A 13,774-nucleotide genomic window follows, 5' to 3' on the forward strand; every position below is an offset into this window, starting at 1 on the left:
GTATACTAACTAGAAAAGCGTCCTTATTTTGCCGACAGCCGGCCGCGGCCTCGGCGCGAGGCGCGCTTTTGACAGTTGTCAGTCGATGAAGGAGGGTTTTTGCGATGACAGAAGAGATGAATGTGCAAGTCAATGTGTATGAAGTGGGCGATATCGTCCGCGGCAAAGTGGTGAAGCTTGAGGACAAGCAAGTGCTGGTCGAGGTGGAAAACAGCAAGCAAAGCGGCATCATTCCGATCAGCGAGCTGTCGAACTTGCATATTGAAAAACCGAGCGATGCCGTCACTGTCGGCGATGAAGTGACGGCCAAAGTCAAAAAAGTGGAAGAAGGAAAAGACGGGGAAGAAGGGTTGCTCATTTTATCGAAAAGAGCGGTGGACGCCGAGCGGGCGTGGGAAGATCTTGAGCGCAAATTTGCAAGCGGCGAAACATTTGAAACAGTCATTAAAGACATCGTCAAAGGCGGTCTTGTCGCCGATGTCGGAGTGCGCGGCTTCATCCCGGCGTCGCTTGTCGAACCGCATTACGTCGAAGATTTTTCCGATTATAAAGGAAAAACGCTCGCCGTGAAAGTCGTCGAGCTTGACCGCGAGAAAAACCGCGTCATTTTGTCGCATCGGGCGGTCGTTGAGGAAGAACAAGCGCGGCAGCAAAAAGAACTGCTCTCCCGCCTTGAGCCGGGGCAAGTGTTGGATGGCGTCGTCCGCCGCATTGCCGATTTCGGCGTCTTTGTCGATGTCGGCGGGTTTGATGGGCTCGTACATATTTCCCAGCTTTCCCATACGCGCGTCGCTCATCCGTCGGAAGTGGTGAAAGAAGGCGATGCGGTGAAAGTGAAAGTGTTGGCTGTCGACCCGGAACAAGGCCGCCTGTCGCTGTCGATCAAAGAAGCGCTGCCGGGCCCATGGGAAGGCCTCGGCGAAAAAGTGAAACCGGGTGATGTCGTCACCGGGACGGTGAAACGGCTCGCTTCATTCGGCGCGTTTGTGGAAGTCTTCCCAGGCGTCGAAGGATTGGTGCATGTGTCGCAAATCGCCAACCGCCGCATCGGCTCGCCGCATGAAGTGCTGAAAGAAGGCGACGTGGTGAAGGCGAAAGTGCTCGACGTCAACGAAGCGGATCACCGCCTTTCCCTCAGCATCCGCGCGCTGCTTGAGGAAGAGGCGGCCGCGCCGGCCGAGGATTACAGCCAATACACAAGAACGTCGGAAACGCGCGGCTTTCAGCTCGGCGAAGTGATTGGCGAGCAGCTGAAAAAATTGAAATGACGAACTGTGAAGCAACCCCATTTTGGTGGCAGCCGCCATCAAGGTGGGGTTTTTTGTTTAGCCAAAAGTTGATGCCTTGTTCTATCTAGTTGAACCTGCCATCAACAGAAGTTGTTTGTTTTGCATCGGGAAGGAGGTTGCGGTAGACTACACCGAAAAACGAATGTTCAATCTTTAAGGAAGATCCTTGACACATAGAGGAGAATAGACCATTTTTCGTTCGAAATCGTTTTTTCGCCGTAAACGAAAGCTAGCCGTCCTTATTGGCGCGGCTAGCTTTTCATCATTGGCAATGGAAATGCCGTTTTTTTGGAATCAAACGAACAGAGTGGTTGTAGAGAAAGGCCTTTCGTCATTTTTAGTGCTCGTTCCGTTCCCGCGCTTCCTCCGGCGTGTCGAGCCGAGCCGCTCCTTTATAGGAGAGGGACTGATCTCGATCTGACTCGACGCGCCGCGATTGCTTCAGCTTTTTTTCCTGTCGATCTTTTCCCATTTCGCCATGGCTCCTTTCTGCTTCGGTACAGCGATCATTTTTACTATGAACGAATGCTGTTTTTTCTATACGGGAATGAACGTTCATAAAAGATGACATAATGAACATAATAAGGAGTGGAAAAGATGGAAGGAGCTTATTTTTATTTCTTTTTTTGGGCGTTATGGATTGCAGCGACATTTTTGATGAAAAAGACCGTCGAGCGGACGAAGCTGGCTGCATTTTCGCTTTTCATGATCAGTTCGGCCTCGATGACGGTGAAGATCAGTCCCATTCATATGGCGGCGTCCTTTTTTGTGCTTTTTTTCTCCTCTTGTTACGTGGCGGTCACACAGCGGCCATGCGGATGGCTGCGGATGGCGCTGTCAGCGTCCGGCTTGGCGTTTGCCTATGCCGCTTTTCGTCTGCTTGCCTTGTTTGATCCGGTCTGGATTTGGCTTGATGGCCAATGGATGCTTGGCTGGTGGATGGCCTTGATCAGCAGTCTGTTCCACCGCCGCATATCCGCCCGCCTTCTTTGTCTGGCGCTCGGCGGCTGTCAAGGGGAAGTGGTGTACGCCATGTCCATCTTGCGCATGGCGCCGGGTTATGTGCTTGGGTCGTTTTCCTTTTTGGATGCGCTCGCCATTAGCGCATCATCTTTGCTCGTTTGGGAATCGATCCGCTTCTTCTCGCTGCAGCTTGAGGAAAAACGGCCTGTAAGGAGGACGAGGCAGCCGTGAACGAATACACGTTTCCGATTTTATACGGTGTTGCCGCTGGGGTGTTGACGCGGATTTATTTGTTGCGCACCGATTACCGGCAATACCCGACGTATTTGCACGGTCGGACAATCCATATCGCCTTAGGGGCCATTGCCGCCGGCTTGGGAACGGTCGCCGTGCCGGCGATTATGGAAAAAGAGTTCGCAGCGATCACGTTTTTGGCCTTGGCCGCCTCACAATTTCGCGACGTACGCAATATGGAGCGCAATACGTTGAACGAGTTGGATCAGTATGAGCTGGTGCCGAGAGGAAAAACATACATCGAAGGCATCGCGATTGTGTTTGAAGGGCGGAACTATTTAGTCATTTTCGTCTCCTTTTTATCGACGCTCTTTTATTTAGTATGGGACATTTGGGCCGCGCTTGCCGCCAGTATCATCGGCCTTATGACGGCGCGGCGGTTTATGAGCGGAAGCCGGCTGAAAGACATTGCCGAGGTCCAATATGTCAAGCCGCATTTTGAAGGGGCAGGGCTGTATGTTGACAACATCTATATCATGAACATCGGCTTGCCGGCGCGGCGCGAAGAAATTTTGCGCTATGGAATGGGGTTTATTTTAACGCCGAAAAATTTCAACGCCCGCACGACGATCGCCAATCTTGGGCAGCGGCAGGCGATTTTGCATGATGTATCGACCGCCCTCGGCATTTACCGCGACTCGGGAACGCCGGCGCTCGTGCCGCTCGCCAAGCGCGATTTGAATGACGGACGCGTCGGCATTTTTATTTTGCCGCAAGTCGAGGATGTCGAGAAGGCGAAGGCTGTCATCGAAAACGTGCCGGTGCTTGAGAGCGCCATCCGCATGCCGAAGAAACGGCGTTGGAAGCGGAAGGGGTGGAGCGGCGATGACGCATGAAAAAATAATTTTGGCCGTCATTACGATGAACGGCGGGCGCGTCGCCGGCGGTGCGCCGATCTTTATTTGCCAAACGAAAGAGGAAATGGAACAGATCGCCGCGAATTTAGAGGCGATTTTGGATGGCATCGCCCATGAAGTGGGCGAGGGGCTTCTTATTATCGTCAAACATTAGTTGTTGAGCGTTTCGCTTTTTGATAAAATAAAGCAGTTGTAGCCTACCCTGGTTCATCGCTAAAAGATGCACTTGATTGGTAAAAAGTCATTTCCTTCCTAGCCTCGCAGTCAAGTGCCCTTGGCGTTGATGGACCGATGCCCTTCCGAAAAGGGCGTTTTTTTTCAGCGACAAAGGTAAGGAGAAAACGAAGATAAAGGGTGGTAGCATGGCAAATCCAGTCGTGGCCATTGTCGGCCGTCCAAATGTAGGAAAATCGACGATTTTCAACCGCATTGTCGGGGAACGCATTTCCATCGTCGAAGACGTGCCTGGAGTGACGCGCGACCGCATTTACAGCCGAGCCGAATGGCTGAACCATTCGTTTTATTTGATCGATACCGGCGGCATTGACATTGGCGACGAGCCGCTGCTTGTGCAAATTCGCCAGCAGGCGGAAATCGCCATCGATGAGGCGGATGTCATCATCTTTATGACGAACGGCCGGGACGGTGTGACTGCGGCTGATGAAGAGGTGGCCAAGCTGCTCCGCCGGTCGAATAAGCCGGTTGTGCTCGCGGTGAACAAAATCGACAATCCGGAAATGCGTGATTTGATTTACGACTTTTACGCTCTGGGCTTTGGGGAGCCGTATCCGATTTCCGGAGCTCATGGGACAGGGCTTGGCGATTTGCTTGATGCTGTTGTCCGTCATTTTCCAAAGGGCGGTGGACAAGAGTATGAAGAAGACGTCATTAAGTTTTGCCTCATTGGCCGGCCGAATGTCGGCAAATCGTCGCTTGTCAACGCCATTTTAGGTGAGGAGCGGGTCATCGTCAGCGACATCGCCGGTACGACGAGGGACGCCGTCGACACCTCGTTTGTGCGCGAAGGGCAGGAATATGTTATCATTGATACGGCAGGGATGCGCAAACGAGGAAAAATTTACGAAAGCACGGAAAAATATAGCGTCTTGCGCGCGTTAAGGGCCATTGAGCGCTCGGACGTCGTGCTTGTTGTGTTAAACGCTGAGGAAGGCATCATCGAGCAGGACAAAAAAATCGCCGGATACGCGCATGAAGCGGGTCGCGGTGTCATTCTTATCGTCAATAAATGGGATGCGATTGAAAAGGACGACAAAACGATGGTCGAATTTGAGCGGAAGATTCGCGATCATTTTCCGTTTTTGGACTATGCGCCGATTTTGTTCGTATCGGCGAAAACGAAGCAGCGGCTGCATAAGCTCTTGCCGCTCGTCCGGCTTGTGAGCGACAATCATGCGATGCGCGTCCAGACAAATGTGCTCAATGAAGTCATCATGGATGCGGTGGCGATGAATCCGACGCCGACGCATAACGGGCGGCGTCTGAAAGTTTATTACATGACGCAAGTCGCCGTCAAACCGCCGACGTTTGTCGCGTTTGTCAACGACCCGGAACTGATGCATTTTTCATATGAACGGTTTTTGGAAAACCGCATCCGCGATGCATTCGGTTTTGAAGGCACGCCGATTAAAATCATCGCCCGCCCGCGGAAATAAGAAAAGCGGAGGCCGCGCGCCAAGCTCCCGAGGCAAAATGTTCTCCGCGCCGAGAAGTGCTTGCACTTCGAGGGCGGAGGTTATTTTGCGGAAGGGAGCTAGCGGCCGCAGCTAGACAGGAAGAAAAGCGGAGGCCGCGCGCCCATCGGCGATACGCGTTGCGAGGCCGGCGAAGAGGCTCGAACCAAGGAAAGCTTGGTTCTGTGTGGGTGGTGTCACAGGAGCGTAAGCCATGTGTCGCCGCCGCGAAAGTCGGACGAACAGGAGCGAAGAGGCGGCGCGATTGCTATTTTTCAAGGTTGCGACAATCGGATAAAGGAAGTGGAAAACGATGGAGAACATCGCCGTATTGGGGGCTGGAAGCTGGGGAACGGCGTTGGCGCTCGTGCTGGCTGACAATGGGCACCACGTCCGGCTCTGGGGTCATCGGACCGAGCAGATCAGCGAAATCAACGAAAAGCGGACAAATGAAAAATATTTGCCAGGCGTTCGCCTGCCGGACGCCATTATCGGCTATGACGACCTTTGCGCTGCGCTTGACGGCGTTGCGATCGTTGTGCTCGCCGTGCCGACTAAAGCGATCCGCTCGGTGCTTGCGGACGTGCGCGCCTGCTTGGCCAAGCCGATCACCATTGTTGCCGTCAGCAAAGGAATCGAACCAGGGACGCATAAGCGGGTGTCGGAAATGGTCGCCGAGGAAATGGGGGAATGGCTTGCAGATGTTGTCGTTCTCTCCGGGCCGAGCCATGCCGAGGAAGTCGTGCTCCGCCACCCGACGACCGTGGCGGTATCGTCGCCAAATATGGAAGCGGCGCGCCGCATTCAAGACATCTTTATGAACCATCACTATTTTCGCGTGTATACGAACCCGGATTTAATCGGCGTCGAAGTCGGCGGGGCGCTGAAAAATATCATCGCCTTGGCCGCTGGAATCAGCGACGGGCTTGGCTATGGGGATAACGCCAAAGCGGCCCTCATCACGCGCGGGCTCGCCGAGATTGCCCGCCTCGGCTGCGCCCTCGGCGCTAATCCGTTGACATTCGCTGGTTTGACGGGAGTCGGCGATTTGATTGTCACGTGCACGAGCGTCCATTCCCGCAACTGGAGGGCCGGCTACATGCTCGGCCAAGGAAAAAAGCTGGACGAGGTGCTTGAGAGCATGGGGATGGTCGTCGAAGGGGTGCGAACGACAAAAGCCGCCTATGAGCTGGCGAAAGAGCTTGGTGTGAAGATGCCGATCACCGAAGCTCTCTATGACGTATTGTTTGCGGGAAAAGACCCGAAAGAGGCGGTCGATTCGCTCATGGCGCGCGGAAAAAAAGAGGAAATGGATGACTTAAACAACATTTTTGCCGAACAAGAATGATGAAAATAGGCCAATGGCGGTACAAGTCGTCTTCGTTCTGCATACAATATGGCGAACCATCATCGGCTTGAGCTTCCGGAAGGGTATGAGGGGATGCTGAAGTAAAGAAAGCCCCGCTTTACTTCAGCTTTTTTTTTGCCAATGCTATAATTATAGTTGTCGAAAAAAGGAGGAGCGTCCATGTCACCGGCGTTAGCGAAAATGTGGATCGCCATCGCCTCGATGGTGTTTATGTTTATTTCCGTCGGCTTCATTTACTTAAGCCGCTACAAAGTCAAGATGAAATGGCTTCGCTTTCTGTTGGCGCTCGTCGCCTACATTCTTTTGATTTTCGCCGGCATCATCATCATTTTCGTCGTATTCAGCGGACCGACACCGCAATAGGCAAAAAGGTGGGAAAGATGAAACGAATCGCTCGCTTGTTGTTGTCATGTATATGTTTGGCGCTGCTTTCCGGCTGCTTGTATCCACAAGAGCGGCTGAAACAAAACCAAATTCCTTACAAAGACCAAGTGGCGGCCGTCCAATCGGCGGTGGATGAGTACCGGAAGGCGACCGGCGGGCTTCTGCCGATTAAAACACGCGACATGAACACGCCGATGTATTTGAAGTATCCAGTCGATTTTCAAAAGCTCGTTCCCCGCTATATGCAGGAGCCGCCGGGAAACGCCTATGAAAGCGGGGGCGTCTTCCAGTATATGATCATCGATGCGGAAACGAACCCGACGGTCAAGCTGCTTGATCTGCGCTTAGCCGAACGCATCCGTGATCTGAAGCTGCGGCTTAGCATGTACACGGACAAGCATAAATATCCGCCGTTTCAAGACGTCGTTGCGCCGGGCGTATTTACGCTCGATTACAAAAAGCTCGGCTATAAAGAGCCGCCTTATGTCGTCAGCCCGTTTTCCGGCAACAACTTGCCGTTTGTCATCGACGGGAATGGAGAAATTTACATTGACTACCGTTCTGATTTGTATGCGGCGTTGAAAAAATATCCGCACCACTACAAGCCGGGTGACGATATTCGCCCGATTTTGACCGACCATTCGCTGTTTGTGCCGGCGTATTCGTTGCCCTATACGATCGACGCCAAGACGAATGAACCGATTTTTTTTACAAAATGAGTCATCTTCCCTTCTCTAGGAAAATACATTCTAGAGAAGGGATTTTTTCTATTTTAGTCATAACCGAATCGGACAACATCATATGCATATAGTGTCCGACTATGCTAGCTCATTCCACTGTTTCTTATAACGACCGAAGGACTGGAGGGGAGTTATTTGGAAAAGGTCGATATTTTTAAAGATATCGCCGAGCGGACCGGCGGCGACATTTATTTAGGGGTCGTCGGCGCCGTCCGCACCGGAAAATCGACGTTTATTAAACGGTTTATGGAGTTGGTCGTGATTCCGAACATTAAAAACGAAGCCGATAAAGCGCGCGCCCAAGATGAACTGCCGCAAAGCGCCGCCGGCAAGACGATCATGACGACAGAACCGAAGTTCGTGCCAAACCAGGCGGTGACGGTGAAAGTGGATGAGGGGCTTGAAGTCAACATCCGTCTTGTCGACTGCGTCGGCTACGCCGTGCCCGGCGCAAAAGGGTATGAAGACGAAAACGGGCCGCGGATGATCCACACGCCTTGGTATGAAGAGCCGATCCCGTTCCAAGAGGCGGCGGAAATCGGGACAAGAAAAGTCATCCAAGAACATTCGACGATTGGAGTCGTCATTACGACGGACGGCACGATCGGGGAAATTCCGCGCCAAGACTATGTCGAAGCGGAAGAACGGGTCATTAGCGAGCTCAAAGAAGTCGGCAAGCCGTTCATTATGATCGTCAACACCGTTCGGCCGCACCATCCGGAAACCGAGGCGCTTCGCCGCGAGCTCGCCGAAAAGTACGACATTCCGGTGCTCGCCATGAGCGTGGAAAGCATGCGCGAAGCCGACGTGTATAACGTGCTTCGTGAAGCATTATATGAATTCCCGGTGCTTGAAGTGAACGTCAACTTGCCGAGCTGGGTGATGGTGCTGCGCGAAGATCATTGGCTGCGCGAAAGCTATCAAGAAGCGGTGCGCGACACCGTCAAAGACATCAAACGGCTGCGCGACGTCGACCGGGTTGTGCAGCAGTTTGCCGAGTACGATTTCATCGAAAAAGCGGCGCTTGCCGGCATCGAAATGGGGCAAGGGATCGCCGAAATTGACTTGTATGCACCGGATGAGCTGTACGATCAAATTTTAAAAGAAATCGTCGGCGTCGAGATTCGCGGCAAAGACCATCTGCTTCAGCTCATGCAAGACTTCGCCCATGCGAAAGCGGAATATGACCAAATCGCCGACGCGCTGAAAATGGTCAAACAAACCGGCTACGGCATCGCTGCGCCCGCTTTGTCTGACATGAGTCTTGACGAACCGGAAATCATCCGCCAAGGGTCGCGCTTTGGCGTCCGTTTGAAAGCTGTGGCGCCGTCGATTCATATGATCAAAGTTGACGTCGAATCGGAGTTTGCACCGATCATTGGCACGGAAAAGCAAAGCGAAGAGCTCGTCCGCTATTTAATGCAAGACTTCGAAGACGATCCGCTGTCGATTTGGAACTCTGACATTTTCGGCCGCTCGCTCAGCTCCATCGTCCGTGAAGGCATCCAAGCAAAACTTGCGCTCATGCCGGAAAACGCCCGCTACAAGCTGAAAGAAACGCTTGAGCGCATCATCAACGAAGGCTCCGGCGGCCTCATCGCGATTATTTTATAGAAAAGCGGAGGCCGCGCGCAAGCTCCCGAGGCAAAATGTTCTCCGCCCGCAGAAGTGCTTGCACTTCGAGGGCGGAGGTTATTTTGCGGAAGGGAGCTAGCGGCCGCAGCTAGACAGAAAGAAAAGCGGAGGCCGCGCGCAAGCTCCCGAGGCAAAATGTTCTCCGCCCGCAGAAGTGCTTGCACTTCGAGGGCGGAGGTTATTTTGCGGAAGGGAGCTAGCGGCTGCAGCTAGACAGAAAGAAAAGCGGAGGCCGCGCGCCAAGCTCCCGACAAGGGAGCTTTTTTTGATGCCATTTTTTCAGTTGCTAAGCGGCAAAGGGAAAAAATCGCCAAAACCCTTGAGAAATCAGGATTGGCACTTGATTATAGGCATGGCGTTATGGTAATCTTTTATCTGAAATCGTTGTTTTGGTGAAATATGCCTAAAATTGGCCGTTTTTGCGAAAAAAGATGTTGAATTTCCGCGGTCAATTGGTTAAGATTAGGCATGTCACCGCCTGTTGGCGGGAAGAAGGCGGCTTTCCTCGCCCTTGGCTTCGTTTGCGCCCGGCGAAAACAGGAGGAGCCCAAACTGTTGGGAAGGGGCTTCAGCCGGCGGCATAGGCGCATCTCCTGCGGACTGTCGCGAGGCAAACATAGAATGATTGGCTGCGCCGGCGCGGCGCGCGGGCCTTCTTGCCGCTGGAATTGGATGTCTATGTATAGAAAAGCAGAAAAGTGTGCACAAATGGTAGTAAACAAGACCAGCCCCTTGGGAGGAGGTGAATGGCATGAACAAAACGGAATTGATCAACGCGGTCGCTGAAACAAGCGGTCTTTCCAAAAAAGATGCGACAAAAGCCGTTGATGCGGTGTTTGATTCGATTACAGAAGCGCTGCGAAAAGGCGATAAAGTGCAATTAATCGGTTTTGGAAACTTTGAAGTGCGCGAGCGCGCCGCCCGGAAAGGACGCAACCCGCAAACGGGCGAAGAAATGGAAATTCCGGCAAGCAAAGTTCCTGCATTCAAACCGGGCAAAGCATTGAAAGATGCCGTCAAGTAAGCCTACATAGCAGGAGCGCAGGAGGGAAGGGCAGGTGATCCACCGGCCCTTCTTTTTTGTTTTTTTTGGCTCCCTATGCTAGAATCGGATTACATGCAGCTTTTATGATGCAGGAGGATGTTGTTTGTATGCCAGAGATCAATTTTGCGCAAATTGAATATGCGGTCCGCCTCATTCTTGAGGCGATCGGGGAAGATCCAAACCGCGAAGGGCTCGTCGATACGCCGAAGAGGGTGGCGAAAATGTACGCCGAGGTGTTCGCTGGGCTGCAGGAAGACCCAAAGCAGCACTTTCAAACCGTATTCAGCGAGGAACATGAGGAGCTTGTGCTCGTCAAAGATATTCCGTTTTATTCGATGTGCGAACACCACTTAGTGCCGTTTTTTGGCGCTGCCCACGTCGCCTATATTCCGCGGGAAGGGAAAGTGACCGGGCTGAGCAAGCTCGCTCGAGCCGTTGAGGCGGTGGCGCGCCGCCCGCAGCTGCAAGAGCGCATCACGGCAACGATCGCTGATTCGATCGTCGAGGCGCTTGAGCCGCATGGGGTGATGGTCGTCGTTGAGGCGGAGCATATGTGCATGACGATGCGCGGGGTGAAAAAACCGGGGTCCAAAACAGTGACGACAGCGGTGCGCGGCGTGTTTGAAACAGATGCCAACGCCCGCGCTGAAGTGCTTTCGTTAATCAAAGCGTAAGGAGGGAAGAGGATGTACACAAACAGCGATTTTGTCGTCATTAAAGCGCTCGAAGACGGGGTGAACGTCATCGGGCTGACGCGCGGCGCGGACACAAGATTTCACCATTCGGAAAAGCTTGACAAAGGCGAAGTGTTGATTGCTCAGTTCACGGAACATACGTCGGCGATCAAAGTGAGAGGAAAAGCGTATATTCAAACGCGCCACGGTGTGGTTGAATCGGAAGGGAAAAAGTAAACCAGCAAATTTCTAGCAAACTAGAGCGTTTTCGACAAAATTATGTTATAATTGAGTCCGTCATGGCGGTGCGGATATTTTTTGGGGGACAAGGGTGAGAAGAGTGAATGACATCATGGTGAAATTGGCGTCATTGAAGGAACAAATCGAACGGCTGCTTGACCATCCGTATTTGCGCGCGCATGTGCCGGCGCCGGCTGTTGATGAAGACCGGCTGCTGCTTTCGCTGTCGATGATGACTGATGCTCCGGCGGCGCCAAATGAGCCGGACCGGTGCATCATCGCCATGATGCTCATGCAAATCGCCCTTGACACCCATGATCAGGTGACAGACCGCGGCGGCGATTTGCGGACGCGGCAGCTTGTCGTTTTGGCCGGCGACTTGTACAGCGGGCTTTATTACGACTTGCTGGCGCGCTCGGGCGATGTTGCGCTCATCCGTTTGTTCGCCGAAGCGGTCCGCGAGATTAATGAGCAAAAAGTGCGGCTGTATGAAAAAAAGGTGGAGCGGATCGAGACGCTGTTCGCCGCGGTCGGCACGATCGAGTCGGCGTTGCTTGCGAAGCTTGCCGAGCGCATCGGGGCGCCGCAATGGGGGCGATTTTCCGGCCATTACTTGCTGTTGCGGCGCTTGCTGCTCGAGCAGGAAGCGTTCGTCCGCACGGGGTCATCCATGCTGTTTGAGCAAATGGCGCATATCGCCTTTCCATGGGCCAAAGGGCTGACGAAAGAACAAAGGCGGCATTTGCTTCGCCTTTGCGAGCGTTATATTGACCATTGCAAGGAAGCGCTGCTGGCGGCGAATTTGCCGATGAACGACCTGCTGCGGTTTCGCATGGCGGAACTTGCCGGCGGATTTCAAGCCATCGTCAAAAAGTCGGTGGAAGAAGGGTAGAACGATGCATCAATCGAAAGAAGAGCGAGTCCATCGCGTATTTGAAAAAATTTCTGCACATTATGACCGGATGAATTCTGTCATCAGCTTCCGCCGCCATTTGAAATGGCGCGAAGACGTCATGCGGAGGATGAATGTGCAAAAAGGGAAAAGGGCGCTCGACGTTTGCTGCGGAACGGCCGACTGGGCGATCGCGCTGGCTGAGGCGGTCGGGCCGGAGGGGGAAGTGTACGGCCTTGACTTCAGCGAAAACATGCTGAAAGTCGGCGAACAAAAGGTGAAGGCGCGCGGCCTCGGCAATGTCAAGCTCATTCACGGCAACGCCATGCAGCTGCCGTTTCCCGACAATTCGTTCGATTATGTGACGATAGGCTTTGGCTTGCGCAACGTTCCTGATTATATGACGGTGCTTAAGGAAATGCACCGCGTCACCAAGCCGGGCGGCATGACCGTCTGTCTGGAAACGTCGCAGCCGACGCTGTTTGGCTTCCGCCAGCTTTACTATTTTTATTTTCGGTTTATTATGCCGCTGTTTGGCAAGCTGTTGGCGAAAAGCTATGAGGAATACTCGTGGCTGCAGGAGTCGGCGCGCGAATTTCCAGGGCGGGACGAGCTGGCTGAGATGTTCCGCGAAGCCGGTTTCGTTGATGTCGAGGTCAAACCGTACACGTTCGGCGTAGCGGCGATGCATTTAGGCTATAAACGATGAGTCAAGGTGAACACCATGAAGTTAAAGGCGATGTATTCGTTTTTAAACGATGATTTGGCGGCGGTCGAAGAGGAGCTGGAGCGGACGGTCCGATCCGAATACGGGCCGCTCGGGGAAGCGGCGCTCCATTTATTGCAAGCGGGCGGAAAGCGGATCCGTCCCGTTTTTGTCTTGCTGTCCGCCCGCTTTGGTCATTATGATTTCGAACGGATTAAACATGTAGCCGTAGCGCTCGAACTCATCCATATGGCATCGCTCGTTCACGACGATGTCATCGATGACGCCGACGTGCGGCGCGGCCGGCCGACGATCAAGGCGAGATGGAGCAACCGCTTTGCCATGTATACAGGCGATTACCTCTTCGCCCGTTCGCTTGAGCGGATGGCGGAGCTTGACAGCCCCCGCGCTCATCAAGTGCTGGCGAAAACGATCGTTGAAGTGTGCCACGGGGAAATCGAGCAAATCAAGGATAAATACCGGTTTGACCAGCCGCTTCGCACGTACTTGCGGCGCATCCGCCGCAAAACGGCGCTATTGATCGCCGCCAGCTGCCAGCTTGGCGCCCTTGCCGCCGGCGCGCCGGAGGCGGTGGCCAACCAGCTGTATTGGTTCGGCCATTGCGTCGGCATGTCGTTTCAAATTACCGATGACATTCTCGATTTCACCGGCACGGAAGAGCAGCTCGGCAAGCCGGCTGGAAGCGACTTGCAGCAAGGAAACGTCACCCTCCCCGTGCTGTATGCCCTTTGTGATGAACAGGTGCGGGCAAAAATTACGGCCGTCAACGCGGACACGGATGCCGAGGAGATGGCGGCGGTGCTAGCGGCCATTAAACAGACGGACGCCATCGAACGATCGTATGCGCTAAGCGATCGCTATTTGGAAAAGGCGCTCCGCCTGCTTGGCGAGCTGCCGGCCAACGAAGCGCGCACGCTGCTTCATGATCTCGCCCTCTATATTGGGAAAAGGGATTATTAGCGCTTTCAAGGACG

General features: G+C 53.5%; 16 protein-coding genes. 15 read left to right on the forward strand and 1 reads right to left on the reverse strand.

The genetic code is table 11. The features are described 5' to 3' along the window. Positions 1–104: 104 nt before the first annotated feature. Positions 105–1,268, forward strand: a complete 1,164-nt coding sequence (rpsA, locus tag ACVBDQ_RS09490) for a 30S ribosomal protein S1 (protein ID WP_021321978.1) — start codon at positions 105–107, stop codon at positions 1,266–1,268. Positions 1,269–1,626: 358 nt separating this feature from the next. Here the strand turns inward: rpsA and ACVBDQ_RS09495 are convergent, their stop codons facing one another. Then, entirely contained in the window at positions 1,627–1,761 is a 135-nt protein-coding gene (locus tag ACVBDQ_RS09495) for a YpzI family protein (RefSeq protein ID WP_013524139.1), read from the reverse strand. A 125-nt stretch (positions 1,762–1,886) separates the two neighbouring features. On the opposite strand from ACVBDQ_RS09495, the gene ACVBDQ_RS09500 reads away from it, so the two are divergent. From ACVBDQ_RS09500 to hepT, 14 genes are all read left to right on the forward strand, one after another. Further along, positions 1,887–2,483, forward strand: a complete 597-nt coding sequence (locus tag ACVBDQ_RS09500; RefSeq protein ID WP_011231708.1) for a YphA family membrane protein — start codon at positions 1,887–1,889, stop codon at positions 2,481–2,483. Further along, positions 2,480–3,382, forward strand: coding sequence for a YIEGIA family protein (locus tag ACVBDQ_RS09505; protein ID WP_011231707.1), 903 nt, complete (start codon positions 2,480–2,482; stop codon positions 3,380–3,382). Before ACVBDQ_RS09500 ends, ACVBDQ_RS09505 begins: the two co-directional genes overlap by 4 nt. Next, complete coding sequence (locus ACVBDQ_RS09510; RefSeq protein WP_011231706.1) at positions 3,372–3,557, forward strand: capping complex subunit for YIEGIA; 186 nt, start codon at positions 3,372–3,374, stop codon at positions 3,555–3,557. Before ACVBDQ_RS09505 ends, ACVBDQ_RS09510 begins: the two co-directional genes overlap by 11 nt. A gap of 208 nt (positions 3,558–3,765) precedes the next feature. Continuing rightward, on the forward strand, positions 3,766–5,076 hold the full coding sequence (gene der / locus ACVBDQ_RS09515; RefSeq protein WP_011231705.1) for a ribosome biogenesis GTPase Der: 1,311 nt from the start codon (positions 3,766–3,768) through the stop codon (positions 5,074–5,076). Between the two features lie 331 nt (positions 5,077–5,407). Then, complete coding sequence (locus ACVBDQ_RS09520) at positions 5,408–6,442, forward strand: NAD(P)H-dependent glycerol-3-phosphate dehydrogenase (protein ID WP_011231704.1); 1,035 nt, start codon at positions 5,408–5,410, stop codon at positions 6,440–6,442. A gap of 180 nt (positions 6,443–6,622) precedes the next feature. Next, complete coding sequence (locus ACVBDQ_RS09525) at positions 6,623–6,826, forward strand: DUF2768 domain-containing protein (protein ID WP_011231703.1); 204 nt, start codon at positions 6,623–6,625, stop codon at positions 6,824–6,826. A gap of 17 nt (positions 6,827–6,843) precedes the next feature. Beyond that, complete coding sequence (locus ACVBDQ_RS09530; protein ID WP_011231702.1) at positions 6,844–7,566, forward strand: hypothetical protein; 723 nt, start codon at positions 6,844–6,846, stop codon at positions 7,564–7,566. A gap of 156 nt (positions 7,567–7,722) precedes the next feature. Further along, positions 7,723–9,201: a stage IV sporulation protein A gene (gene spoIVA / locus ACVBDQ_RS09535; protein ID WP_011231701.1), complete on the forward strand. Its 1,479-nt coding sequence runs from the start codon at positions 7,723–7,725 to the stop codon at positions 9,199–9,201. 772 nt (positions 9,202–9,973) lie between these two features. Beyond that, positions 9,974–10,246, forward strand: coding sequence for an HU family DNA-binding protein (locus ACVBDQ_RS09540; RefSeq protein WP_008879623.1), 273 nt, complete (start codon positions 9,974–9,976; stop codon positions 10,244–10,246). A gap of 128 nt (positions 10,247–10,374) precedes the next feature. Further along, a complete protein-coding gene (gene folE, locus ACVBDQ_RS09545) occupies positions 10,375–10,941 on the forward strand; it encodes a GTP cyclohydrolase I FolE (RefSeq protein ID WP_011231699.1) in 567 nt (188 codons plus the stop codon). 12 nt (positions 10,942–10,953) lie between these two features. Continuing rightward, positions 10,954–11,178, forward strand: coding sequence for a trp RNA-binding attenuation protein MtrB (gene mtrB, locus ACVBDQ_RS09550; RefSeq protein WP_011231698.1), 225 nt, complete (start codon positions 10,954–10,956; stop codon positions 11,176–11,178). A 115-nt stretch (positions 11,179–11,293) separates the two neighbouring features. Continuing rightward, entirely contained in the window at positions 11,294–12,073 is a 780-nt protein-coding gene (locus tag ACVBDQ_RS09555) for a heptaprenyl diphosphate synthase component 1 (RefSeq protein ID WP_020278302.1), read from the forward strand. 4 nt (positions 12,074–12,077) lie between these two features. After that, complete coding sequence (gene menG / locus ACVBDQ_RS09560; protein ID WP_011231696.1) at positions 12,078–12,782, forward strand: demethylmenaquinone methyltransferase; 705 nt, start codon at positions 12,078–12,080, stop codon at positions 12,780–12,782. A 15-nt stretch (positions 12,783–12,797) separates the two neighbouring features. Continuing rightward, positions 12,798–13,760, forward strand: a complete 963-nt coding sequence (hepT, locus tag ACVBDQ_RS09565) for a heptaprenyl diphosphate synthase component II (protein ID WP_011231695.1) — start codon at positions 12,798–12,800, stop codon at positions 13,758–13,760. Positions 13,761–13,774 lie beyond the last annotated feature (14 nt).

The sequence above is a fragment of the Geobacillus sp. CCR genome (genome assembly GCF_052906625.1).

What these genes read in the sequence shown, in the direction of transcription:
- menG (WP_011231696.1), top strand. Translation starts at nt 12,078, where the DNA reads ATGCATCAATCGAAAGAAGAGCGAGTCCATCGCGTATTTGAAAAAATT.
- ACVBDQ_RS09555 (WP_020278302.1), top strand. Translation starts at nt 11,294, where the DNA reads ATGGTGAAATTGGCGTCATTGAAGGAACAAATCGAACGGCTGCTTGAC.
- mtrB (WP_011231698.1), top strand. Translation starts at nt 10,954, where the DNA reads ATGTACACAAACAGCGATTTTGTCGTCATTAAAGCGCTCGAAGACGGG.
- hepT (WP_011231695.1), top strand. Translation starts at nt 12,798, where the DNA reads ATGAAGTTAAAGGCGATGTATTCGTTTTTAAACGATGATTTGGCGGCG.
- rpsA (WP_021321978.1), top strand. Translation starts at nt 105, where the DNA reads ATGACAGAAGAGATGAATGTGCAAGTCAATGTGTATGAAGTGGGCGAT.
- der (WP_011231705.1), top strand. Translation starts at nt 3,766, where the DNA reads ATGGCAAATCCAGTCGTGGCCATTGTCGGCCGTCCAAATGTAGGAAAA.
- ACVBDQ_RS09510 (WP_011231706.1), top strand. Translation starts at nt 3,372, where the DNA reads ATGACGCATGAAAAAATAATTTTGGCCGTCATTACGATGAACGGCGGG.
- ACVBDQ_RS09540 (WP_008879623.1), top strand. Translation starts at nt 9,974, where the DNA reads ATGAACAAAACGGAATTGATCAACGCGGTCGCTGAAACAAGCGGTCTT.
- ACVBDQ_RS09525 (WP_011231703.1), top strand. Translation starts at nt 6,623, where the DNA reads ATGTCACCGGCGTTAGCGAAAATGTGGATCGCCATCGCCTCGATGGTG.
- folE (WP_011231699.1), top strand. Translation starts at nt 10,375, where the DNA reads ATGCCAGAGATCAATTTTGCGCAAATTGAATATGCGGTCCGCCTCATT.
- ACVBDQ_RS09500 (WP_011231708.1), top strand. Translation starts at nt 1,887, where the DNA reads ATGGAAGGAGCTTATTTTTATTTCTTTTTTTGGGCGTTATGGATTGCA.
- ACVBDQ_RS09495 (WP_013524139.1), bottom strand. Translation starts at nt 1,761, where the DNA reads ATGGGAAAAGATCGACAGGAAAAAAAGCTGAAGCAATCGCGGCGCGTC.
- ACVBDQ_RS09530 (WP_011231702.1), top strand. Translation starts at nt 6,844, where the DNA reads ATGAAACGAATCGCTCGCTTGTTGTTGTCATGTATATGTTTGGCGCTG.
- ACVBDQ_RS09520 (WP_011231704.1), top strand. Translation starts at nt 5,408, where the DNA reads ATGGAGAACATCGCCGTATTGGGGGCTGGAAGCTGGGGAACGGCGTTG.